The organism is Variovorax sp. Soil_C_26 (genome assembly GCF_057657075.1).
In genome coordinates, this window is the sequence record NZ_JBDGJC010000013.1 from 17,236 (window position 1) to 37,683 (window position 20,448).

At 69.1% G+C, this 20,448-nt stretch carries 24 protein-coding genes and 1 riboswitch; of the genes, 7 read left to right on the forward strand and 17 right to left on the reverse strand.

Going from position 1 to position 20,448, the window contains the following annotated elements:
* Positions 1 to 9: 9 nt before the first annotated feature.
* From AC3A6G_RS24680 to AC3A6G_RS24725, 10 genes are all read right to left on the reverse strand, one after another.
* Positions 10 to 744 carry an LrgB family protein gene (locus AC3A6G_RS24680; RefSeq protein ID WP_487862604.1) on the reverse strand — a complete coding sequence of 245 codons (735 nt, stop codon included), beginning with the start codon at positions 742 to 744 and terminating at the stop codon, positions 10 to 12.
* A complete protein-coding gene (locus tag AC3A6G_RS24685; protein WP_487862603.1) occupies positions 741 to 1,094 on the reverse strand; it encodes a CidA/LrgA family protein in 354 nt (117 codons plus the stop codon). The genes AC3A6G_RS24680 and AC3A6G_RS24685 overlap by 4 nt, the downstream gene beginning before the upstream one ends.
* Positions 1,095 to 1,123: 29 nt before the next feature.
* Positions 1,124 to 2,155 (reverse strand): aminotransferase class I/II-fold pyridoxal phosphate-dependent enzyme, encoded by a 1,032-nt coding sequence (locus AC3A6G_RS24690; protein WP_487862602.1) that lies wholly within the window; start codon positions 2,153 to 2,155, stop codon positions 1,124 to 1,126.
* Positions 2,156 to 2,158: 3 nt separating this feature from the next.
* On the reverse strand, positions 2,159 to 3,127 hold the full coding sequence (gene cbiB / locus AC3A6G_RS24695; protein WP_487862601.1) for an adenosylcobinamide-phosphate synthase CbiB: 969 nt from the start codon (positions 3,125 to 3,127) through the stop codon (positions 2,159 to 2,161).
* Between the two features lie 127 nt (positions 3,128 to 3,254).
* Entirely contained in the window at positions 3,255 to 3,824 is a 570-nt protein-coding gene (gene cobO, locus AC3A6G_RS24700) for a cob(I)yrinic acid a,c-diamide adenosyltransferase (RefSeq protein WP_487862600.1), read from the reverse strand.
* 25 nt (positions 3,825 to 3,849) lie between these two features.
* Positions 3,850 to 4,626 carry an ABC transporter ATP-binding protein gene (locus AC3A6G_RS24705; protein ID WP_487874825.1) on the reverse strand — a complete coding sequence of 259 codons (777 nt, stop codon included), beginning with the start codon at positions 4,624 to 4,626 and terminating at the stop codon, positions 3,850 to 3,852.
* Positions 4,623 to 5,633, reverse strand: coding sequence for a FecCD family ABC transporter permease (locus tag AC3A6G_RS24710; RefSeq protein ID WP_487862661.1), 1,011 nt, complete (start codon positions 5,631 to 5,633; stop codon positions 4,623 to 4,625). The genes AC3A6G_RS24705 and AC3A6G_RS24710 overlap by 4 nt, the downstream gene beginning before the upstream one ends.
* A 15-nt stretch (positions 5,634 to 5,648) precedes the next feature.
* Entirely contained in the window at positions 5,649 to 6,545 is an 897-nt protein-coding gene (locus AC3A6G_RS24715; RefSeq protein WP_487862598.1) for an ABC transporter substrate-binding protein, read from the reverse strand.
* On the reverse strand, positions 6,542 to 7,123 hold the full coding sequence (locus AC3A6G_RS24720) for a bifunctional adenosylcobinamide kinase/adenosylcobinamide-phosphate guanylyltransferase (protein ID WP_487864404.1): 582 nt from the start codon (positions 7,121 to 7,123) through the stop codon (positions 6,542 to 6,544). Before AC3A6G_RS24720 ends, AC3A6G_RS24715 begins: the two co-directional genes overlap by 4 nt.
* A 41-nt stretch (positions 7,124 to 7,164) precedes the next feature.
* Entirely contained in the window at positions 7,165 to 9,111 is a 1,947-nt protein-coding gene (locus AC3A6G_RS24725; protein ID WP_487862596.1) for a TonB-dependent receptor domain-containing protein, read from the reverse strand.
* A gap of 100 nt (positions 9,112 to 9,211) precedes the next feature.
* Positions 9,212 to 9,464: riboswitch (cobalamin riboswitch) on the reverse strand.
* 37 nt (positions 9,465 to 9,501) lie between these two features.
* Between AC3A6G_RS24725 and AC3A6G_RS24730 the strand changes: the two genes are divergently transcribed.
* The 5 genes from AC3A6G_RS24730 (at position 9,502) to AC3A6G_RS24750 (ending at position 12,400) form a co-directional block, all read left to right on the forward strand.
* Positions 9,502 to 9,726, forward strand: coding sequence for a DUF904 domain-containing protein (locus tag AC3A6G_RS24730; protein ID WP_487862595.1), 225 nt, complete (start codon positions 9,502 to 9,504; stop codon positions 9,724 to 9,726).
* Positions 9,723 to 10,061, forward strand: coding sequence for a cell division protein ZapA (locus AC3A6G_RS24735; protein WP_487862594.1), 339 nt, complete (start codon positions 9,723 to 9,725; stop codon positions 10,059 to 10,061). The genes AC3A6G_RS24730 and AC3A6G_RS24735 overlap by 4 nt, the downstream gene beginning before the upstream one ends.
* 285 nt (positions 10,062 to 10,346) lie before the next feature.
* Complete coding sequence (locus tag AC3A6G_RS24740) at positions 10,347 to 11,168, forward strand: sulfite exporter TauE/SafE family protein (RefSeq protein ID WP_487862593.1); 822 nt, start codon at positions 10,347 to 10,349, stop codon at positions 11,166 to 11,168.
* 61 nt (positions 11,169 to 11,229) lie between these two features.
* Complete coding sequence (locus AC3A6G_RS24745) at positions 11,230 to 11,655, forward strand: universal stress protein (RefSeq protein WP_487862592.1); 426 nt, start codon at positions 11,230 to 11,232, stop codon at positions 11,653 to 11,655.
* Between the two features lie 52 nt (positions 11,656 to 11,707).
* Entirely contained in the window at positions 11,708 to 12,400 is a 693-nt protein-coding gene (locus AC3A6G_RS24750) for a P-loop NTPase family protein (RefSeq protein WP_487862591.1), read from the forward strand.
* A gap of 3 nt (positions 12,401 to 12,403) precedes the next feature.
* Here AC3A6G_RS24750 and AC3A6G_RS24755 read toward each other — a convergent pair whose 3' ends face one another.
* The 6 genes from AC3A6G_RS24755 to AC3A6G_RS24780 form a co-directional block, all read right to left on the reverse strand.
* Entirely contained in the window at positions 12,404 to 12,904 is a 501-nt protein-coding gene (locus AC3A6G_RS24755; RefSeq protein WP_487862590.1) for a disulfide bond formation protein B, read from the reverse strand.
* Positions 12,901 to 13,998 carry a sulfate/molybdate ABC transporter ATP-binding protein gene (locus tag AC3A6G_RS24760; RefSeq protein WP_487862589.1) on the reverse strand — a complete coding sequence of 366 codons (1,098 nt, stop codon included), beginning with the start codon at positions 13,996 to 13,998 and terminating at the stop codon, positions 12,901 to 12,903. The genes AC3A6G_RS24755 and AC3A6G_RS24760 overlap by 4 nt, the downstream gene beginning before the upstream one ends.
* 20 nt (positions 13,999 to 14,018) lie before the next feature.
* Entirely contained in the window at positions 14,019 to 14,921 is a 903-nt protein-coding gene (gene cysW, locus AC3A6G_RS24765) for a sulfate ABC transporter permease subunit CysW (protein WP_487862588.1), read from the reverse strand.
* A gap of 1 nt (position 14,922) precedes the next feature.
* Positions 14,923 to 15,810: a sulfate ABC transporter permease subunit CysT gene (gene cysT / locus AC3A6G_RS24770; RefSeq protein ID WP_487862587.1), complete on the reverse strand. Its 888-nt coding sequence runs from the start codon at positions 15,808 to 15,810 to the stop codon at positions 14,923 to 14,925.
* Entirely contained in the window at positions 15,811 to 16,827 is a 1,017-nt protein-coding gene (locus AC3A6G_RS24775) for a sulfate ABC transporter substrate-binding protein (protein ID WP_487862586.1), read from the reverse strand.
* A gap of 195 nt (positions 16,828 to 17,022) precedes the next feature.
* The gene (locus tag AC3A6G_RS24780; RefSeq protein ID WP_487862585.1) at positions 17,023 to 17,937 is read right to left on the reverse strand and encodes a LysR family transcriptional regulator; all 915 of its coding nucleotides are present in this window, start codon (positions 17,935 to 17,937) and stop codon (positions 17,023 to 17,025) included.
* A gap of 134 nt (positions 17,938 to 18,071) precedes the next feature.
* Here AC3A6G_RS24780 and AC3A6G_RS24785 point away from each other — a divergent pair, with 134 nt between their 5' ends.
* The gene (locus AC3A6G_RS24785; protein ID WP_487862584.1) at positions 18,072 to 18,719 is read left to right on the forward strand and encodes an FMN-dependent NADH-azoreductase; all 648 of its coding nucleotides are present in this window, start codon (positions 18,072 to 18,074) and stop codon (positions 18,717 to 18,719) included.
* Between the two features lie 19 nt (positions 18,720 to 18,738).
* Here AC3A6G_RS24785 and AC3A6G_RS24790 read toward each other — a convergent pair whose 3' ends face one another.
* Complete coding sequence (locus AC3A6G_RS24790; RefSeq protein WP_487862583.1) at positions 18,739 to 19,296, reverse strand: NADPH-dependent FMN reductase; 558 nt, start codon at positions 19,294 to 19,296, stop codon at positions 18,739 to 18,741.
* A 181-nt stretch (positions 19,297 to 19,477) separates the two neighbouring features.
* Here AC3A6G_RS24790 and panE point away from each other — a divergent pair, with 181 nt between their 5' ends.
* A complete protein-coding gene (gene panE, locus AC3A6G_RS24795) occupies positions 19,478 to 20,413 on the forward strand; it encodes a 2-dehydropantoate 2-reductase (protein ID WP_487862582.1) in 936 nt (311 codons plus the stop codon).
* Positions 20,414 to 20,448: the final 35 nt, after the last annotated feature.

Here is a 20,448-nt window from a genome sequence, read left to right on the forward strand (position 1 = left end):
CGCCTCAGCTCAAAAGAACCCGCCCGACAGCTTGATCAACAACGGCACCAGCAATGCCGTCGCAATCCCGTTCAGCCCCAGCGCCAGCGCCGAAAACGCCCCCGCCGTCTCGTTCACCTGGATCGCACGCGCGGTGCCGATGCCGTGCGCCGCCATGCCGACCGCGAAGCCGCGCACCGCGGGCTCCTCGATGCGCAACAGGTTCAAAAGGCCGGTCGCCATGATGGCGCCCGAGATGCCCGCCACGGCCGCCGCCACGGCGGCCAGCGATGCGAGGCCGCCGATCTTTTCGGCCACGCCCATGGCGATCGGCATGGTGGCCGACTTGGGGGCGAGCGACATCAGCAGTTCGTGCGAACCGCCGAGCGCCCAGGCGATGCCGACGGCCGAGACGATCGCGGCGACCGAACCCACGATGAGCGCCACGCCGATCGGCAGCCAGAGCCGCCGCAACCGCGCAATCTGTCCGTAGAGCGGCACGGCCAGCGCGACGGTGGCGGGGCCGATGAGGAAGTGCACGAACTGAGCGCCCTCGAAATACGTGTCGTACGGCGTGCGCGTGGCGAGCAGCACCGCGACGATGACGACCACCGACACCAGCACCGGGTTGACCACTGGGTTGCGCCCGCTCTTGGCATGCAGCCACAGCGCACCGAGGTAGGCCAGGAGCGTCAGCGACAGCCACAGCAGCGGCGACTGGGCCAGGAAGGTCCAGACCTCGAACAGCTTGGCGGGCGGGTTCATTCCGCGTCCTTTCCGGTGATGCGGATCATCCAGCGCAGCGTGAGCGCGGTCACGGTCATGGTGAATGCGGCGCCGACTATGCCCGCTGCAAGGAACGGCAGCCACTCGCGTCCCACGCGCTCGAAGTGCAGCATGACGCCCGCCACCGCCGGAATGAACAACAGCATCAGGTTGCGCAGCAGATGGCCCGACGTGGCCTCGAGCGCTTCGGGCACGTGGCCGCGCACGAGCAGCCCGACGAACAGCAGCAGCATGCCGATCAGCGGACCGGGGATCGGCAGGGCCAGCCACTGCACGAGCAGTTCGCCCGCGAGCTGGCAGAGAAAGAGCGTGGTGATGGCGATCAGCATGGCATCGGTCTTCGGTTCGGTCGGTTCGGTCAGTGCGGAATGCGGATGGTCGCACGGGTCCAGGCTTCCTTCAGCGCCTGCTGGCTCGCGGGCGGCAGCACGCCGAGCCGCACCAGGCCCGGCAGCCCGAAAGACGCGCAGTCGCGCAGTTTGATGCCTTTGGCGCGCAACGCGACGGCGAACGGCGGGTAAGGCACATCGGGGCGCGCGCAGAAGAAATTGGCGTCGCTCGGCCAACACTGCCAGCCCAGCGATTCGCACACCGCGCGCTGCTGCGCCTTCCAGCTGCGCAAGGTGTGCAGGCTGCCGGCGAGCCAGGCCTGTGCGTCTTCGCCGGTCCAGCAGGCGAGCAGCGCCACGCCGTGGGCGCCGACCGGCCACGAAGGCGCGAGCCGCGCCAGGTGCCGCACCATCGCGCGCGCGGCATCACCTTCGGGCGCAATGGCGTAGGCGGCGCGCACGCCCGTCAGGCCCATGGCCTTGTTCGGCGTCCACATTTCCCAGGCGCCGTGCCGCGCCGGCGCGTCGAGCGACGGCGCGCCTTCGAGGCGCAACGGCGCATAGGCCATGTCGACCACGCAGAGGCCCGCTGCCGCGGCATGCCGTCCGAGGGTGGGCTCCGACTGGCCAAGCGGGCTCGAAGGCTCGCAGCACCAGCGCAGCGCCATGCCGTCGGGCGCCTCGGCGGCGGCGGCCGGCCGCACCTGCAGGCCCCAGGCCGATGCCGCGCGCGCGTAGTCGCCATAGCCGTGCGCGGGCAGCAGCACCTGCCGGCCGCCGATCTGCGCGAAGGCCGCGCTGATTCGGTGGATGAACTCGCTCGCGCTCGCCGCGATCACGATGCGCTCGGCCGGCACGCCATGAAAGCGCGCCAGGTCGCTGCGCAGCGCGGTGTAGGCCGGATCGGGATAGTGGCGCGCGTCGGCATCGCGCAGCGCGGACACGGCCGCGGGACACGGGCCGGCGGCATTGCCGTTGGTCGAGAAATCGTGCGCGGCCGCACCGCCTGCGTCGGGGCCGCCGTGTTGCGGAGTTTGAAAAGCAGCGGGTTCGCCTGCCATCGCCTAGACCATTGTCGGAAAAAGAAAGAGCCCCAGCGATGCGCAAGCCGCCATCGCCAGCACGGCCCGGCCACCCCACTGCGCAGCCCGGTGCGTGTCTGCCGTGTCGGCAGGCAGCCCTTCGGCATTCAGCGCATAGACGCCCGGCTTCGCAAGCCGAACGCCCAGCAGCAAGGCCATCGCCGCCATCGGCCAGCCGCTGTTGGGCGACGGCGTGCGGCGCGCCTCGCGGGCCACGCCCCGCGGCCACCGCCTCGCCACCAGCGCGAGCAACAGCATGGTGAGCCGCGCGGGCACCCATGACAGCACATCGTCGGCGCGTGCCGCCCACTTGCCGAACCAGGTCCAGTCGCGTCCCTGGCGCTCGCCGCGGTAGCCCCACATCGCATCGGCCGTGTTGGCGAAGCGATAGACCGCCGCGCCCGGCAGCCCCAGCAGCACGAACCAGAACAGCGGCGCCACGAGCGAATCGTTGAGGTTCTCGGCCAGCGATTCGATCGCGCTCTCGCGCACTTCGTGCTCGTCGAGCGTGTTGACGTCGCGGCTCACGAGCTGCGCGAGCTGCGCGCGCCCCGCCGCGAGCGACAGGCCGAGCGCCGCCTCGACCGCCAGCACTTCGCCGCGCAGCATGCACCACGCGAAAAGCGGCTTGAGCGCCACGGCGAGCACCAGCGCGGTGGCCCAGGCGGGCAGCCATCGAAAGCTGGCTTGCTGCAAAGCCATCGCCACCGTACAGACGCCGATCGCGCCCGCGAGCCAGGCGAGTGCGCCCCACGCAAAGAGCGTGGCACGAGCCGAGGTGCACGCTGCTTCAGCGCGCGGCGCGAGGCGCGCACCGATCCAACCCAGGTACCGCCCCATCCACACCACCGGATGCCAGCGCGCGGCCGGCTCGCCGAGCCAGCGGTCGATGGCGAGCGCGAGCCACAGCGCGACGACAAGGACCAACTCGGGCACAAGCGGCTCCGACATTCGTCAGCCGCTCAGAATTGTGGCGCGGCAGAACCGCGAGCACCCGCGGAACCGGCTTTGCCGGGCCGCTGGGTGCGCCCCCCAGTGGGGGGAGGCGCCGCAGGCGCTTCGGGGGGCGTCGTCATGACTAGTCTTCGATGCCGCGCTGCGCCGGAATGCCGGCCTTGAACGCATGCTTCACCATCGTCATGTCGGTCACGGTGTCGGCCAGCTCGACGATCTCCGGCGGGCAGCGCCGGCCGGTGAGCACCACGTGCACATGCGTGGGCCGTGTGCGCAGCGTGTCGAGCACGCCCTCGAGCGGCAGCCAGCCGTAGATCAGCGGATAGGTGATCTCGTCGAGCACGACCATGAAGTGCTCGCCCGAGAGGATCGCCGCCCTCGCCTTCTCCCAGCCGTCGCGCGCGAGCTGCGCCGAGCGCTCGAGGTCCTGGCTCTTCCAGCTGAAGCCGTCGCCGAGGCCTTCGATCGGGATGCCGATCTGCTCGAACATGCGGTGCTCGCCGAAGCGCGCCGAGGGCACCTTCATGAACTGGTAGATCTTCACCGCCTTGCCACGGCCGTGGGCACGCAGCGCCAGCCCGAAGGCCGCGGTGCTCTTGCCCTTGCCGTCGCCGGTGTTGACGATGACGATGCCGCGGCGCTCGCCTTCGGGCTTGTCGTAGGGCTTGTCGGTGGGAGGCGTTTCGATTTGCATGGTGCGGCTTGTGTTGGTTGGGGGGTCAGTTGGGCAGCGCGATCCACTGGTCCGCCACGCGGTGGACGCGGATGCGGTGGTCGAACACCTGTTCGAGCGCGGCGTGCGTCGCCGGGTCGCCGCTGGCGCCGTGGTGCACCACGCGGCCCTGGTCCATGACGACGAGCGCGTCAGCCGCCAGCGCCATGGGCAGTTCGTGCAGCACGCTGACGACCGTTCGGCCCTCGGCGACCAGCGCGCGCACGGCCTGCATCCAGTCGGCCTGGTGCGGCGGATCGAGGTTGGCGAGCGGCTCGTCCATCAGCAGCAGCTCGGCCTCGACAGCGAGCGCGCGCGCGAGCAGCACGCGCTGGCGCTCGCCGCCCGACAGCTGGCCGAGCGGGCGGTCGCGCCAGTCCCAGGCCTGGGTGCTGCGCAGCGCGCGCTCCACGGCCTGGCGGTCGGCGTCGCTCGGTGCGGCCAGCCAGCGTTGGTGCGGCAGGCGGCCGAGCATCGCGATGTCGTAGACCATCAGGTCGTCGGCGCTGCCCTCGCCCGCGGCACCGCTCTGGCCGAGCCAGGAGACCCGCTGCGCACGCAGGCGGTGCGGCAGCTTGGCCGCCAGTTCGCCGAAGAGCAGCACCTCGCCGCCATGCGCGAGCAGGCCCGCAAGCACCCGCAGCAGCGTCGACTTGCCGGCGCCGTTCGGGCCGACCACGCTGGTCCAGCGTGCGCGGCCGATCGCCAGGTCGATGCCATGCAGCACTTCGGCGTTGCCGAGCCGGGCGCGCACGCCGCGTGCCTCGAGCACCGGCGCGTTCACGCCATGCCTCCGCGCAGGCCGCGCCGGTGCATGAGCCACAGCAGGTAGCTGCCGCCGAGCACCGCGGTGAGCACGCCCACGGGAAGCTCCTGCGGTGCGATCAGCCAGCGCGCCAGCAGGTCGGCCGCCATCAGCAGCAGCCCGCCCATCAGCGCGGAGAGCACGATCAGCCGCGCATGCGTGGTCTTGACGACCGAGCGCACGAGGTGCGGCGAGGCCAGCCCCACGAACGCGATCAGGCCGGTCTGCGCCACGGCCGCGCCGGTGGCCAGCGCGAGCACCACCACCAGCGCGGCGCGCATGCCGCCGAGCGGAAGGCCCAGGCTGCGTGCCGTGGCTTCGCCGAGCGCGAGCCCGTCGAGCACCGGCGCGAGCGCCCAGGCCAGCAGCAGGCATGCGGCGCCGACGACCGCCATCACCGCGCACGCGCTCCAGCCGACCAGGCCGGTACTGCCGAGCACGAAGCCCTGCAGCGCCTGCAGCACGTCGGCCGAGGCAATGGTGATCAGGTCTTTGGCCGCGCCGAGCACCACGCCGACGATCACGCCGGCCAGCAGCAACCTGAGCGTCTGCTGCACGCCGCGCGCCAGCGTGAGCGTGAGCATCACGGCGCAGACCGCGCCGAGGAAGGCCGCGCCGGTGAGCCCGAGGCGCAGCGCCCATTGCGCGCTCGCGGCCGAGCCGCCGAAGAGCATCAGCGCCACCGCCACGCCGAACGACGCGCCCGACGCACTGCCGAGCAGGTAGGGATCGGCCAGCGGGTTGCGAAACAGCCCCTGCGCCACCGCGCCCGCCAGCCCGAGCAGCGCGCCAGCGAGCCAGGCGCCGAGCGTGCGCGGCAGCCGGATGTCCCAGATGATCTGCAGCGCCACCGGATCGCGCCCGGCCGCCAGCAGGCTCTCGAACCCGGTGCTGCCGATGCCGAGGCCCAGCACCGCGAACAGGCCACCGAGGCCGACCAGCACGATGCCGATCCACCGGACGCGGCGCTGGTGCCGCAGGTGCATGGCGCCCTCGCCCATTCAGCTGCCCTTCTCGGCGAGGCAACGCGCCATCAGCCGCGCGGCCTCGTCCATGCGCGGCCCCGGGCGCACGAGGATGTCGGACTGCGCGGGGTCGAAGCGGCAGATGCGGCCTTCGCGCACCGCGCGGATGCCGCTCCAGCCCGGGCGTTGCTCGAGGCCCTGGGCGCTGCGCATGCTGACCATGATCAGGTCGGGATCGGCGCGCACCACGTATTCGGGGTTGAGCTTGGGAAAGGGCCCGAGCGCGGCGGGCACGATGTTGCGCGCGCCGAGCCGCGACAGGGTTTCGCCGATGAACGAGGATTCGCCGGCCGCATAGGGCGCGTTGTTGACTTCGAAATACACGCGCAGGCCTCGCGCCGCCGCCGGCACCGATTGCGCCGCGGCCGACACGCTGGCGTCGATCGCGCGCCAGACCGCCGGCGCTTCGCGCGTGCCGAGCACCTGGTCGAGCGTGCCGAGCACGCGCTGCACGTCGGCATGGCGCTGGGGTTCGAGCACCAGCACCTTGAGGCCCAGGGCCTCGAGCCGTTGCGTCACGCGCGACGATTTCGCGAGCAGCACGGCATCGGGGCGCAGGGCGACGATCGCCTCGACGTTCGGGTCGAGCCCGCCGCCGAGTTGCGGCAGGCCACGCACCGCGGCCGGCGAGTTGGAGTAGTTGTCGACGCCAACCAGGCGCGAACATGCGCCCAGTGCGCAGACGCCTTCGGTCAACGAGGGCAGCAGCGAGACGATGCGCTGCGGCGGCTGCGGCAGGTTCACCTTCACGCCGCGCTCGTCGGTCACTTCGAGCGCCTGCGCGCACAGCGCGGCCAGGCCGAGCACGGCCGCGAGCGGGAATGCGCGCCACCGCCGCGGCCTCGGTTTCGTGTTCATCTTCTTTGTCTTCATGCAGGGGCCTTCAGTGTCAGCGGCAGGCCCGCGGCCATCAGCGTGACGCGCCCGCAGGCGGCGGCCACGTCCTGGTTGAGTCGGCCGAGCGCATCGACGAAGGCCCGGGTCTCGCCGCCGAGCGGGATCACGCCCAGGCCGATCTCGTTGCCGACCAGCACCACCGGCCCGCGCGCGTCGCGCAGCGCCGCGAGCAGCATGCCGGCATGCAGTGCGGGCGTGCGCGTGACGGGCCGCGCCTGTGCCGAGCGCAGCGGCATCAGCAGGTTGGTGAGCCAGAGCGTAAGGCAGTCGACCACCACCAGCGTGTCGGCCGTACTGTGGCTGACGATCGCACGGGCCAGCTCGACCGGCTCCTCCACCGCGGCCATGGCCGGCACGCGTGCGGCGCGGTCGGCCTGGTGGCGCGCGATGCGCACGCGCATCTCGTCGTCGTGGGCCTGCGCGGTCGCGATCAGCACGGCGTGCCGCACCGCGGGGGCCTCGGCCAGCCAGTCGATGGCGCGCTGCTCGGCGCGCCGCGACTTGCCGCTCTTCTGGCCGCCCAGGATGAATTCGTGCCGAAAGGTCATGGGCATGTCGCGGTGTGGCGTGCTTGGCGTGCTTGGCTTTGGCGCGCCTACCGCGGCGTCCACTTGAGGCCGAGGTAGGCGTTGCGCCCGCCCGTGGCATAGCCGCGCGCGAGCATGTAGTCCTTGTCGCCCGCATTGTCGATGCGTGCGACCAGACCGATGTCGCGCGTGAGCTGCGTGCTGGCCACGAGGTTCAGCACGGCGTAGCCGCGGAGCTCGCGGGTGTTGGCCGCGTCGTCGAAGCGCTTGCTCGACGCCTGTACCTCGGCGCCCAGTGTCCAGCCGCCGACGCGCCAGTCGGCGCCCAGGGTGGCGTGGCGGCGCGCGCGGCGTGCGAGCAGGTTGTCGGTGTCGAGGTCGCGCGGGTCCTGGAAGTCGGCCGAGGCGCGCAGCGTGACGTCGCCGATGCGGTGGCCGCCCGAGAGCGTCACGCCGCGGTAGCGCGCGCGCGCAGTGCTCGCATAGCAGCCGAAGTCCGAACTGCAGCCGGTTGCCGTGCCGTCGAAGACGATCAGGTTGCTGACCCGGTTCTGGTAGACCACGATGCCCGCGTGCGTGTCGCCGTCGGTGTACTGCAGGCCCAGTTCGACGTTGCGGGCCGACTCGGGCTTGAGCGCCGCGTTGCCGTACTCGCTGAAGCGCTGGTACAGCGTCGGCGCGCGGAACGCCGTGCCGGCCGACACCGTGGCGCGCAGCTTCGGCGTGATGGCATAGCCGTAGGCCGCGCTGCCGGTGGTCTTGCCGCCGAACTCGCTGTCGTTGTCGTGCCGCACGTGCAGCTGCAGCGAATGCGGGCCCTGCACGAAACCGTAGCCGAGCGACACCGCATCCTGCGAGCGGTCGCGCGAGAACAGGCCGCTGCTGGTGGTGGGCGCGTTCTCGAGCACATCCTCGCGGCGTTCGAGCGTCGCGGTCACGAGGTGCGCGCCGAAGCGGAACTCGTTCTGGAACAGGTAGCCGCGCAGCCGGGTGTCGGTGCCGTAGAACGATGGCTGCGTGCGGTAGACCGACTGCGAATCGGTCACCTGCACGCGCGTGCTGTAGATGTCGTTCCAGCGGGCCGACCACGAAAGGCCCGCGGTCTGCAGCGTGCTGCTCGACACGTCGTCTTTGAAGCGGATCGGTGGCCGGGTCCTGAAGCTGACGGGCGCGTCGTAGCCGGCGTCGCTGTCGCTGTAGAGCAGCGTGGCCTCGAGCCGCTGGCCGGGCGCCAATTCATAGCCCAGGCGCAGGTTGCCGGCACTGGTGCGGTAGCCGTCGCGGTCGGGGCTGGTGAAGCCGTCGCGCGAGGGTGTGCGCTTGTCCATCGGGAGCACGTTGAAGCCCTTGCTTTCTTCGTGCGACACGCCGAGCGAGTAGTCGAAGGCTCCCGACTTGCCGCTCACGCCTGCCTCGGCCCGGCGCAGGCCGTGGCTGCCGAAGCCGATGCCCGCGTAGGGCGCCACGCCCTCTTCGCCGCGCCGCGTGAAGAGCTGGATCACGCCGCCCACTGCGTCCGAACCGTACACCGCAGCGGCAGGCCCGCGCAGCACCTCGATGCGATCGATCTGCGCCAGCGGAATGCTTTCCCAGGCGGCGCCACCGGTCGATTGCGAATCGACGCGCACGCCGTCGATGTACACCGCCGTGAAGCGCGTCTCGGCGCCGCGGATGAACAGACTCGTGGTGTTGGCCACGCCGCCGCTGCGCGAAATCTCGATGCCGGGCAGGCGTGCGAGCACGTCGGCCACACCGGTGGCGCCGCTGCGTTCGATGGTCTCGCGGTCGACGACCGACACGTCGCCCACAAGATCGGAAAGCCGCTGCGGCGTGCGGTTGGCCGTGACCACCGTCTCGCCGAGCGAGGCGACAAGCTCCGGCTGGGCATGCGCGGCAAGAGGCAGCTGCAGCAGCGCGGTGCCGCCGAAAGTGGATACGAGTGCGAGCGGAAGGCAGGCAAGGCGAAGGCGGCGCGCAGGCGCACGGCCAATGGATACTGGAAGGCAGGAAGTCATGGATGAAACGAACGAACGTCTGATGCCCGTCGCCGGCTTCCCCGCCGGCGGTTGGGCGCAATGGCTGCTGCACGCACCCTTCGAAGATCGTCGGGTCCATGCGGCAGCCGCCTCGTTGGCCGGTATCCGGGCTGGCAGTGCGACCCCACCGCCTTCCCAGGCACCTGTTTCAGGGCGCCCAGTGGCTGGATGGATGGGGTTGACGCGCGAGGCGTCGACTGCTTGACCGTTGCGGGGGCAGCGCAGGCGGCTTCGGCCCGGTCTTCGTTTCCGAAAAAGGGCCTCCACTCCTGCTTCCCGTTGAACCGCGGCGCGTGAACCAAGCCGCAGGCACCAACAAGCGGGATTCTAGGGCAGGCTCCAGCTTGGTTAACGCTATCATCGCCAACCATGCCCGCCTCCAGCCCCATCGACCAGATCGCCGAGCGTGTGGACCGCCTGCTCGTGCGTCATGAAGAGGTGCAGCGCACCAATGCGCTGCTGCAGGAGCAGCTCGAGGCACTCACGCGCGAGCGTGACGCCCTGAAGTCGCGGCTCGCCGCGGCCCGCACGCGGCTCGACGCCCTGCTCGAGCGGCTGCCCGTCGAACCACCCCCCGAAGATTCCTCCGCATGAAGCAGATCGAAGTTCAGATCATGGGCCAGAGCTATCTGCTCGGCTGTCCCGAAGACGGCGAGGCGCAGCTGCGCGACGCCGTCGAGCGCGTCGATGCGGCCATGTGCAAGATCCGCGATGCAGGCAAGGTCAAGGCGCGCGACCGCATCGCGGTGCTGGCCTCGCTGAACCTGGCTTTCGACCTGGCCTCGCAGCAGGTCGCTGCGGCGGCCGCGCCTGCCGCCATGGACGAACCGTCCGCAGCTGTTTCGAGCGACGTCGAAACCGATGCCAAGGCCGCCCAGATCATTCAGAAACTCGATCAAGCCCTCGCGGGCGATGACCATTTACTCTGAGTGCAGGCACCCGGCGCCAGCCGGGCGTAAAATCGGCACTGTCTGCGGTGCGCGTCGGGCTTAATATTTCCTTGTTCCAATGCTCTCCGGAGCCGGGCTTGGTACATCGCTCGACGGGTGTGATCATCTCGCGTCAGATGAACCCGAAGTCTTGCTGCCCTCGCCCACCTGAACCCTGGTTCAGGATGCGGGTTCGGCGCCCACTCGCAGACACCTTTTTTTCGTTCTTGCGGCCCCTGCATTCACTGCACGGGGCCGTTGCTTTTTCTCGAGGCTCTGCTGCGCGTGAATTCCCTGCTCGACCCCATCCTGATCGCCGAACTGGCCGCACTCGGCCTTGGCACCGGTTTCCTTGCAGGCCTGCTCGGCATCGGCGGCGGGATGCTCATGGTGCCGTTCATCACGATCATCGTGGGGCACCGCGGCGTACCGGGTGATCTGGCCGTGAAGATGGCGATCGCCACCTCGATGGCCACGATCATCTTCACCTCGATCTCGAGCGTGCGCGCGCACCACAAGCGCGGCGCGGTGCGCTGGGACATCGTGCGGCGCCTCGCGCCCGGCATCATCATCGGCAGCCTGATCGGCAGCATGGGCGTGTTCGCGCTGCTCAAGGGCACGGTGCTCGCGATCGTGTTCGCGCTGTTCGTGGGCTTCTCGGCCACGCAGATGTTCCTCGACCGCAAGCCCAAGCCCACGCGCCAGATGCCCGGCACCGCAGGGCAGCTGTCGGCGGGCGGCGCGATCGGCTTCATCTCGGGCCTGGTCGGCGCGGGCGGCGGCTTCGTCAGCGTGCCGTTCATGACCTGGTGCAACATCTCGATCCACAACGCCGTGGCCACCAGCGCCGCGCTCGGCTTTCCGATCGCGGTGGCCAACGTGGCGGGCTACGTCATCAGTGGGCAATCGGTCCAGGGGCTGCCGGCCGGCTCGTTCGGCTACATCTGGCTGCCGGCGCTCGCGGTGATCGCACTGGCCAGCGTGCTCACGGCGCCGCTCGGCGCCAAGGCGGCGCACAGCCTACCGGTCAAGAAGCTCAAACGCGTGTTCGCGAGCATCCTGTACGTGCTCGCTGCCTACATGCTCTGGAAGGGGCTGACGGGCTAAAGCCCTTCCGATGCCGGGTTGATCGGTTGCGGTGCGCGGGGCCGGGCCGTATAACGGCCGGATGAAAATCCTTATCGCAGTCGACGGCAGCCCGTACACCCAGAAGGCCCTCAACTACCTGCTGGCCAACCGGTCGATGTTCGTGGACGGCCACGAGCTCGTCGTGGTCCACGTGGTCACCGGCATCTCGGGCCATGTCACGCGCCACCTCAGCAAGGAAGTGCTCGACGAGTACTACACCGAGGAGAGCACCAAGGTGCTCGATCCGGTCGTCGCCCTGCTCGCCAAGGAAGGCGTGAGCAGCTATACGGTCGACAAGCGCCACGGCCATGCTGCCGAGGAGATCCTCAAGGCCGCCACCGCGTCGAAGGCACAGCTCATCGTGCTCGGCACCCATGGCCACGGCATCCTCGGCCGCGCGCTGATGGGCTCGGTCGCCACCAAGGTGATCTCGGAAACCGACACCTCGGTGCTGCTGGTGCAGTAGCAGCAGGCTGCCCGGTTACAGTGGGGAGGCTTCCCCAACGACCGGATCAACCATGGCTTCCATCAACTTCATTGGCGGCGAGAAAGGCGGGGTCGGCAAGTCGGTCACCGCGCGCGTGCTGGCGCAGTACTTCATCGACCACAGCCGGCCCTTCACCGGCTTCGACACCGACCGCTCGCACAGCTCGTTCACGCGCTTCTACGAAGGCTTTGCCTCGCCCGTCGTGGTCGACAGCTTCGAAGGGCTCGACACCGTGGTCAACGGCTTCGAGACCAACCCGCAGCAAAGCGTGATCGTCGACCTCGCGGCGCAGACGCTTGCGCCGCTCGCGCGGTGGATCAAGGAGTCGGACCTGTTCGACGTGTTCGACGAGCTCGGCGTGGCCGTCAACTTCTGGCACGTGCTCGACGATGGCAAGGATTCGAGCGACCTGCTCGGCACGCTGATCGACACCTTCGGCAAGCGGCCCAACTACATCGTGGTGCAGAACTACGGCCGCGGCAGCGACTTCGGCATGCTGCTCGCGTCGCAGTCGCTCTCGAAAGCCACGGCCGCCGGCGCGCGCGTGATCGCACTGCCGCGCCTGCACGAGGCCAGCATGCGCAAGATCGATGCGCAGAGCACCAGCTTCTGGAAGGCGGTGAACGACCGCGAAAGCCCGCAGGCACTCGGCCTGCTGGAGCGCCAGCGCGTCAAGTCGTGGCTCGCGACCGCTTACGCAGCCTTCGACACGCTGCCTCTCTAGCAATCAGCCCCTCGGGCGGCGAAACAGCAGCACCAGCAGCAGCACCGAGAGCACCGCGAAGGCCACGAACGACCAGTTCGCGAGCGTCAGGCCGAACAGCGACCAGTCGATCTTCGAGCAGTCGCCGCCACCGCGGAAGATCATCGGCAGCGCGCGCTTGAGCGGGAAGGTCTCGATCATTCCGTACAGGTCGCGACCGCAGGAAACGACCTCGGGCGGATACCACTGCAGCCAGCTCTGCGCGGCCGCGGTGTAGGCCCCGCCGATGGCCGAGACCAGCGCCAGCGCCGTACCCGCGCGCTGCAGGCCGCGCTGGCGGAACAGCGCCGCCAGACCCGAGAAGATCGCCACCAGCATCAGCGCATAGCGCTGCACGATGCACATGGGACAGGGCTCGAGCCCCACGACATGCTGCAGGTAGAGCCCGAATGCGAGCATCAGCACGCAGGCGAGGCAGATCAGGGCAAGCGCGCGGCGCGGCGCGCCGAAATACCAAGCGATCAAGGGGAAACCCAATCTTCTTCGACGAACACCCTGGCCTTGCGCGGCGTGGCGACCACGGTGTCGCCCTCGTTCAAGCCCAGGTCGCGGAACTGTTGCGCAGGGATTTGCGCCTCGATGATGGTTCCGGAGCCCGGATTATCTGGATTCGTTTCGGTGGGCTCAAGTTCCAGCCGTGCGATCGGCCCGACCACGATGGCGCGCGACAGCGTGGCCACGATGCCGGTCGCGCCGGCGGTGTAGCGCTCCACGCTCAGGTCGTGCGGCCGCACATAGGCCATGGCTTTGGCGCCGCGCGCGCCGCTGTGTTCGGGCGAATCGAGGCGCATGCCGTCGAGCTGCACCGTGCCGGCATCGGCCCGGCCATGGAACAGGTTCACGTCGCCGAGGAAGCCGTAGACGAACGGGCTCGCGGGCTGGTCCCACACCTCCTGCGGCGAGCCGACCTGCTCGATGCGGCCCTTGTTGATGACGACCACGCGGTCGGCCACCTCGAGCGCCTCTTCCTGGTCGTGCGTGACGAAGATCGAGGTCACGTGCAGCTCGTCGTGCAGCCGACGCAGCCAGCGGCGCAGTTCCTTGCGCACCTTGGCGTCGAGCGCGCCGAAGGGCTCGTCGAGCAGCAGCACCTTGGGCTCGACCGCCAGCGCGCGCGCCAGGGCGATGCGCTGGCGCTGCCCGCCCGAGAGTTGCGACGGGTAGCGGTCGGCCAGCCAGTCGAGCTGCACCAGCTTGAGCAGGTCGGTCACCTTGGCCTTGATCTGCGCCTCGCTCGGGCGCTCGCGGCGCGGCTTCACGCGCAGGCCGAAGGCCACGTTCTCGAACACTGTCATGTGGCGGAACAGCGCGTAGTGCTGGAACACGAAGCCCACCTGCCGCTCGCGCACGTGCACGTCGGTGGTGTCCTCGCCCGCGAACAGGATGCTGCCGGTGTCGGCCGTCTCCAGCCCCGCGATGATGCGCAGCAGCGTGGTCTTGCCGCAGCCCGAGGGGCCGAGCAGTGCGACCAGTTCGCCCGAGCCCACGTCGAGGTTGACGTCGGCCAGCGCGCGGAAGTCGCCGAACTGCTTGCTGATGTTGCGGATTTCGATGCTCATGTCTTGTTGTTCCTTCTCACTCAGGCCGCCGTGGCGCCGGCAGGCCGCTCGGGCGGCAGCTCGGCGATGGCCTTCATCTCGCGCTCGTGGCGCCACTCGATCACGGTCTTGATCACGAGCGTGACCAGCGCGAGGATCGCCAGCAGCGAAGCGACGGCAAAGGCCGCGACCGACTGGTATTCGTTGTAGAGCACTTCGACGTGCAGCGGCATGGTGTTGGTCTGGCCGCGAATGTGACCCGACACCACCGACACCGCGCCGAACTCGCCCATGGCGCGCGCGTTGCACAGGATCACGCCGTACAGCAGGCCCCACTTGATGTTGGGCAGCGTCACACGCCAGAAGGTCTGCCAGCCGGTCGCGCCGAGCACGATGGCCGCCTGCTCCTCGTCGGTGCCCTGCGCCTGCATCAACGGGATGAGTTCGCGCGCGATGAAAGGAAAGGTCACGAACACGGTCGCCAGCACGATGCCGGGCACCGCGAAGATGATCTTGATGTCGTGCTCGGCCAGCCAGGGCCCGAACCAGCCCTGCGCGCCGAACACCAGCACGTAGATCAGGCCCGCGACCACCGGCGACACCGCGAAAGGCAGGTCGACCAGCGTGGTCAGGAAGGCCTTGCCGCGGAACTCGAACTTGGCGATGGCCCAGGCGGCGGCCACGCCGAACACGAGGTTCATCGGCACCGAGATGGCGGCGACGATCAGCGTCAGGCGGATCGCGCTCCAGGCGTCGGGCTCCTTCAGCGCCTCGACGTAGGCGTCGACGCCCTTGCGCAGCGCCTCGGTCGCCACCGCGGCGAGCGGCAGCACCAGGAACAGGAACATGAACGCCAGCGCGATGCCGATCAAGAGCCAGCGCACCCATGCGGATTCGGTGGTGCCGGCCTGCGTGCGGCGGATGACTTTGGAGGGTGCTCCCATGTCAGGCTCCCGCCCTGTGGCGCTGCCACGCTTGCAGGCCGTTGATGACGAGCAGCAGCAGGAACGAAATGACCAGCATCACCAGCGCGACCGCCGTGGCGCCCGCGAAGTCGTACTGCTCGAGCTTGCCGATGATGATCAGCGGCGTGATCTCCGAGATCATCGGCATGTTGCCCGCGATGAAGATCACCGAGCCGTATTCGCCGATCGCACGCGCGAAGGCCATGGCAAAGCCGGTGAGCAGCGCCGGCGCGATCGAGGGGAAGATCACCTTGGTGAAGGTCTGCAGGCGTGTGGCGCCGAGCGAGGTGGCGGCCTCTTCGAGCTCTTTCTCGGCGTCTTCGAGCACCGGCTGCACCGTGCGCACCACGAACGGCAGCCCGATGAAGATCAGTGCCACCACCACGCCGGCCGGCGTGAAGGCGAGCTTGATGCCGTGCGGCTCGAGCCATTGCCCGATCCAGCCGTTACCCGCGAGCAGCGCGGTGAGCGAAATGCCCGCCACCGCCGTCGGCAGCGCGAAAGGCAGGTCGACCAGCGCATCGACGATGCGCTTGCCCGGAAACTTGTAGCGCACCAGCACCCAGGCCACGAGCAGCCCGAACACGGCATTCACCATGGCCGCGAGCAGCGAGGCGCCGAAGGTCAGCCGGTACGAGGCCATCACGCGCGGGGCGGTCACGGCCTCCCAGAACTGCTCCCAGGTCAGCGCGAAGGTCTTGAACACCAGCGCCGACAGCGGGATCAGCACGATCAGGCAGAGATAGAAGATCGAGAAGCCGAGCGTGATGTGGAAGCCCGGCAGCACGCGCTTGCTGGCCCCTGCCCTGTTCCCACGCGAAAGCGGCGCTCCCGCGGACGGGAGCGCCGAAGAGACAGCGCCGCTCATTTACTTTCCGCCGGGGGTGTAGAGCTTGTCGAACTGGCCGCCGTCGTTGAAGTGCACCTTCTGCGCCTCGCCGAGGCTGCCGAAGAGTTCCTGCACCGTGAAGAGCTGCAGCGGCTTGAAAGTGGCGGCGTGCTTCTTGAGTACCGCCTGCGAGCGCGGGCGCAGCGCATGCTTGGCCGCGATTTCCTGCGCCTCTTCGGAATAGAGCCAGTCGAGGTAGGCCTTGGCCAGTTCGCCGGTGCCCTTCTTCTTGACCGTGCGCTCGACGATGGCAACCGGGTTCTCGGCCACGATGCTGATCGACGGATAGACGGAGTCGACCTTGCCCGTGCCGAAGTCGCGGTCGATGGAGACCACTTCCGACTCGAAGGTGATCAGCGCGTCGCCGATGTTGCGCTGCAGGAAGGCGGTGGTCGCGTCGCGCCCGCCGCGTGCCAGCACCGGCACGTTCTTGAACAGCTTGCCGACGAACTCCGCCGCCTGCGCGTCGGTGCCGCCCTTCTTCTTGATGTAGCCCCAGGCCGCAAGGTACGCATAGCGGCCGTTGCCGCCGGTCTTCGGGTTGACGACCACCACCTGGACGCCCGGCTTGACCAGGTCGTCCCAGTCCTTGATGCCCTTGGGATTGCCCTTGCGCACGAGCAGCAGCATGGTCGAGGTGGTCGGTGCGGCGTTCTCGGGGAACTTCTTGTTCCAGTCTTTCGCAACCACGCCCGTGCTGGCGAGGAAGTCGATGTCGGTGGTGGTGTTCATGGTGACCACGTCGGCATCGAGGCCGTCGGCCACGGAGCGGGCCTGTGCGCTCGAGCCGCCATGCGACTGGTCGATCTTCACGTCCTTGCCGGTGGTCTTCTTGTAATGGGCCACGAAGGCGGCGTTGTAGTCCTTGTAGAACTCGCGCGCCACGTCGTACGACGCGTTGAGCAGCGTACTGGACTGCGCCAGGGCGCTGCCCCCCCCGAGAGCGGAAGATGCCAGCACGAGCACGGCGGTGAAGGTCTTGAATCTGGATTTCATGGTGTTGCGAAGGTCTTCTGGAAATGTCGCGGTCCGCATTCTGCCTGCAGTCCCGCCGCGACCCGGCTTGCACGGGTGCGGCAATCAATCTGGTCTGTGTGTCCTTGTGCCTGGTGGCGCCTGCGATTGTGCGAACGGCGGCGTCGATCCCAAACGAATATCTGCTTGTTTGGTTATGGCGTTTTCAACATAAGGCTAGTACATCGTGGTCGCCCCGCCGCTCAGGTGCTCGACCAGAAAGTCGATCAGCCGGCGCACCGCCGGCACCATCGCCCGCCGCGCCGGGAACACGATGTGCGCAATGACGGGCGCCGGCCCCCAGTCGGGCAGCACCCGCGCGAGGCGGCCGGCCTCGAGGTCGGCGCGGCACATGTAGTCGGGCAGCAGCGCCGCACCCACGCCCTCGAGCGCCGCGGCCTGGAGCGTGGCGAGGTCGTCCGCCACGTAGCGCGGCGTGTGCAGGTGCACGTGGCTCTCGCCGTTCGGGCCCTCGAGCCGCCATTCGCTGCGGCCTTCGCCGTTGGCGGACATGGCGGCGGTCGGCAGTCGCGCAAGGTCGGCCGGCGAGGCGACCGGCCCCAGCCGCTGCAGCAGGTCGGGGCGGGCCACCAGCACGCCTCGGCTGGTGCCCAGCACCTTGGCGACCAACGTGGTGCTGTCTTCGATCTCGGGGCGCACGCGAAGCGCGATGTCGATGCCCTCCTCGATCAGGTCGACTGGCCGGTTCATCACGCGCATGTCGACGCGCACCGCTGGGTAAAGCGCCATGAAGCGCGGCAGCAATTGCGCGAGCCCGCTGTGGGCGATGGTGATCGGGCACGCCAGGCGGACCGTGCCGCACGGTTCGGTGTGCACCTGCGCCACCGCTTCGGTCGCGGCCTGCGCCGCGTCACGCACCGCGGCTGCATGGCGCAGAAAGATTTCGCCGGCCGGCGTGAGCGACAGCCGGCGCGTACTGCGCTGCATCAACTGCACGCCGAGCCGCGCTTCGAGCTCGGCCACGCGGCGCGACAGGCGCGATTTGGGAATGCCGAGCGCCCGGCTGGCCGCGGCAAAGCCGCCGCGCTCGGCCACCTCGGCGAAGAAAACCATGTCGTTGAGATCCTGCATGGGTCGAATTGTCCTGCAATTGGAACGATGTAGTCAAAAAATGGCTACTTATCACCCACTCGCACCAAAAATAGAATTACTCATCGCCGGTCACGTTTCGAGCACCGGCCCCTCACACACAAGAAAGATTGATCATGAAGTTGCTCCACGTCGACGCCAGCGTTCTGGCCGCCGGTTCGGTTTCGCGCTTGCTCACGGCCGAGACCGTGGCCGCCTGGAAGGCCGCGCATCCTGATACCACGGTCGAGTACCTCGATCTCGCCGCCGACGCACCGCCGCACTTCGGCGCCGATGCGCTGGGCGCGAAGATCGGCATGCAGGCCCAGCCCACCGAAGCCCAGCTGCGCGAGAACGCCCTGTCCGAAAAGCTGGTGAGCCAGTTTCTCGCCGCCGATGTGGTGGTGATCGGTGCGCCGCTCTACAACTTCTCGATCCCGACCCAGCTCAAGGCCTGGATCGATCGCCTGGCCCAGCCCGGCCGCACCTTCAAGTACACCGAGACCGGCCCCGTAGGCCTGGCCGGCGGCAAGACGGTCATCGTGGCCTCGAGCCGCGGCGGCGTCTACTCGACCACCGAGGGCGGCCAGGCCACGGAGCACCAGGAAAGCTACCTCAAGGTGATCTTCGGCTTCTTCGGCATCACCGACGTGCGCTTCGTGCGCGCCGAAGGCGTGGCGATGGGCGATGCGCCCAAGGCTGCGGCGCTGGCCGCGGCGCGCAGCGACATCCTCGCGGCCACGGCCGAGGCCGCGAACCAGAAGAACGTCGCCCAGGCGGCCTGAACCACGACACCCGGCGGCTTCAGGCCGCCGAGTGGGCCTTGACCCAGGCCACGTACTTGTCCATCCAGCCCTGCAGGAATTTCTTTGTTCCTTCGTTGCCGATGTGTCCGCGGTCGTCGAACAGGTCGTCCTTGGCCTGCAGAAACACCTCGGGCGCACCGAGCGTGGGCGCGTCGAGGTAGGCCAACACGTTGCGCAGGTGCTGCTGCGCCAGCGCGGTGCCGGTGGCGCCCACCGACACGCCGAGCACGCCGGCCGGCTTGCCGCCCCACGCGCTCTGTCCGTAGGGCCGCGAGGCGTGGTCGATCGCGTTCTTCAGCACCCCCGGGAACGAGCGGTTGTACTCGGGCGTCACGAACAGCAGGCCCTGCGCCGCCGCGATCTCGCTCTTGAGCCGCCTCACCGAAGGCGCCTGGTTGCCGTCGTCGTCCTGGTTGTACAGCGGCAGGTCGTCGATGCGCACATGCTCGAAGGTGAAGTCCGAGGGCGCCAGGTGTGCCAGCGCGAGCGCCAGCTTCTGGTTGAACGAATCCTTGCGCAGGCTGCCGACGACGACAGCGATCCGGGTCTGGCTCATGGATGAGTCTCCTAGAAAGGGGGGATAAAAAGAAAAGGGCCGGTCCGCAAGATTATGCGAAGCCCCAAGACCTTTTCGATGAAAGCGCTTCGCCCGGGCTGGCTTTGTGCCACGCCCAGCAGGCACGCGCGATCGAAGGCATCATGGCCCGGGTCTATTCCTTGATGCTGGAGCGAATCGCATGAGATTTCTGATGGTTGGCGCCGGCGCGCTCGGCGGCTATTTCGGTGGACGGCTGCTCGAGGCCGGCCGCGACGTCACCTTCCTGCTGCGGCCCCGCCGCGCTGCGCAGATCGCCCGCACCGGGCTGGTGGTGCAGAGCCCGTTCGGCAACCTGAACCTCCCCTCGCCGCGGCATGTACTCGCCGAGGACATCGAGGCGCCCTACGACGTGATCGTGGTCGGCAGCAAGGCCTACGACCTCGACGCGACGATGGATTCCTTCGCGCCCGCGGTCGGGACCGAGACCGTGATCCTTCCGCTGCTGAACGGGATGGGCCATGTCGATCGGCTGGCCGAGCGCTTCGGCGGCGAGCGCGTGCTTGGCGGCCTCTGCATGATCTCGGCCACGCTCGACGACGAAGGCCGCGTGCTGCACCTGAACGACCTGCACGGCCTGCGCTTCGGCGAGCGCGCGGGCGGGCGCTCGGCGCGGGTCGACGCGATCGCCGCCCAGTTCGCCGGCGCCGGCTTCGACGCCAGCCTGAGCGAGGACATTTCGCAGGACATGTGGGAGAAGTGGGTCTTCATCGCCTCGGCCGCGGGCCTCACGAGTCTGATGCGCGCCAGCATCGGCGACGTCGTGGCCGCGGGCGGCCGCGACGTGGCGCTCGCGATCTTCGATGAATGCTGCGCCATCGCGGCGCACAACGGCTTTGCGCCGCGCCCCGCCGCCATCGAGCGCGGCCGCGCCATGCTGACCACCGCCGGTTCGCCGATGACCGCCTCGATGTACAAGGACATCGTGCGCGGGGCGCCGGTGGAAGCCGACCACATCGTCGGCGACCTGCTCGGCCGGGCGGCGCCTGCCGGCGCCTCGTCTGCGCCCTCGGTGCTGCGCACCGCCTACGTCCACCTCAAGGCCTACGAAGCGCGCCGCGCGAACGCGTCCGCCTGAAGCCTGAAACGCCCACGCGAACGCAACCGCAAGCG

Excerpts from the sequence above, each read along its gene's own strand:
- AC3A6G_RS24760 (WP_487862589.1), bottom strand. The coding sequence starts at position 13,998 with ATGAGCATCGAAATCCGCAACATCAGCAAGCAGTTCGGCGACTTCCGC.
- AC3A6G_RS24720 (WP_487864404.1), bottom strand. The coding sequence starts at position 7,123 with ATGCCCATGACCTTTCGGCACGAATTCATCCTGGGCGGCCAGAAGAGC.
- AC3A6G_RS24680 (WP_487862604.1), bottom strand. The coding sequence starts at position 744 with ATGAACCCGCCCGCCAAGCTGTTCGAGGTCTGGACCTTCCTGGCCCAG.
- AC3A6G_RS24715 (WP_487862598.1), bottom strand. The coding sequence starts at position 6,545 with ATGAAGACAAAGAAGATGAACACGAAACCGAGGCCGCGGCGGTGGCGC.
- AC3A6G_RS24690 (WP_487862602.1), bottom strand. The coding sequence starts at position 2,155 with ATGGCAGGCGAACCCGCTGCTTTTCAAACTCCGCAACACGGCGGCCCC.
- cobO (WP_487862600.1), bottom strand. The coding sequence starts at position 3,824 with ATGCAAATCGAAACGCCTCCCACCGACAAGCCCTACGACAAGCCCGAA.
- AC3A6G_RS24730 (WP_487862595.1), top strand. The coding sequence starts at position 9,502 with ATGCCCGCCTCCAGCCCCATCGACCAGATCGCCGAGCGTGTGGACCGC.
- AC3A6G_RS24775 (WP_487862586.1), bottom strand. The coding sequence starts at position 16,827 with ATGAAATCCAGATTCAAGACCTTCACCGCCGTGCTCGTGCTGGCATCT.
- AC3A6G_RS24745 (WP_487862592.1), top strand. The coding sequence starts at position 11,230 with ATGAAAATCCTTATCGCAGTCGACGGCAGCCCGTACACCCAGAAGGCC.
- AC3A6G_RS24735 (WP_487862594.1), top strand. The coding sequence starts at position 9,723 with ATGAAGCAGATCGAAGTTCAGATCATGGGCCAGAGCTATCTGCTCGGC.
- cysW (WP_487862588.1), bottom strand. The coding sequence starts at position 14,921 with ATGGGAGCACCCTCCAAAGTCATCCGCCGCACGCAGGCCGGCACCACC.
- AC3A6G_RS24785 (WP_487862584.1), top strand. The coding sequence starts at position 18,072 with ATGAAGTTGCTCCACGTCGACGCCAGCGTTCTGGCCGCCGGTTCGGTT.
- AC3A6G_RS24685 (WP_487862603.1), bottom strand. The coding sequence starts at position 1,094 with ATGCTGATCGCCATCACCACGCTCTTTCTCTGCCAGCTCGCGGGCGAA.
- AC3A6G_RS24790 (WP_487862583.1), bottom strand. The coding sequence starts at position 19,296 with ATGAGCCAGACCCGGATCGCTGTCGTCGTCGGCAGCCTGCGCAAGGAT.
- AC3A6G_RS24750 (WP_487862591.1), top strand. The coding sequence starts at position 11,708 with ATGGCTTCCATCAACTTCATTGGCGGCGAGAAAGGCGGGGTCGGCAAG.
- AC3A6G_RS24710 (WP_487862661.1), bottom strand. The coding sequence starts at position 5,633 with ATGCACCTGCGGCACCAGCGCCGCGTCCGGTGGATCGGCATCGTGCTG.
- AC3A6G_RS24780 (WP_487862585.1), bottom strand. The coding sequence starts at position 17,937 with ATGCAGGATCTCAACGACATGGTTTTCTTCGCCGAGGTGGCCGAGCGC.
- AC3A6G_RS24725 (WP_487862596.1), bottom strand. The coding sequence starts at position 9,111 with ATGACTTCCTGCCTTCCAGTATCCATTGGCCGTGCGCCTGCGCGCCGC.
- panE (WP_487862582.1), top strand. The coding sequence starts at position 19,478 with ATGAGATTTCTGATGGTTGGCGCCGGCGCGCTCGGCGGCTATTTCGGT.
- cysT (WP_487862587.1), bottom strand. The coding sequence starts at position 15,810 with ATGAGCGGCGCTGTCTCTTCGGCGCTCCCGTCCGCGGGAGCGCCGCTT.
- cbiB (WP_487862601.1), bottom strand. The coding sequence starts at position 3,127 with ATGTCGGAGCCGCTTGTGCCCGAGTTGGTCCTTGTCGTCGCGCTGTGG.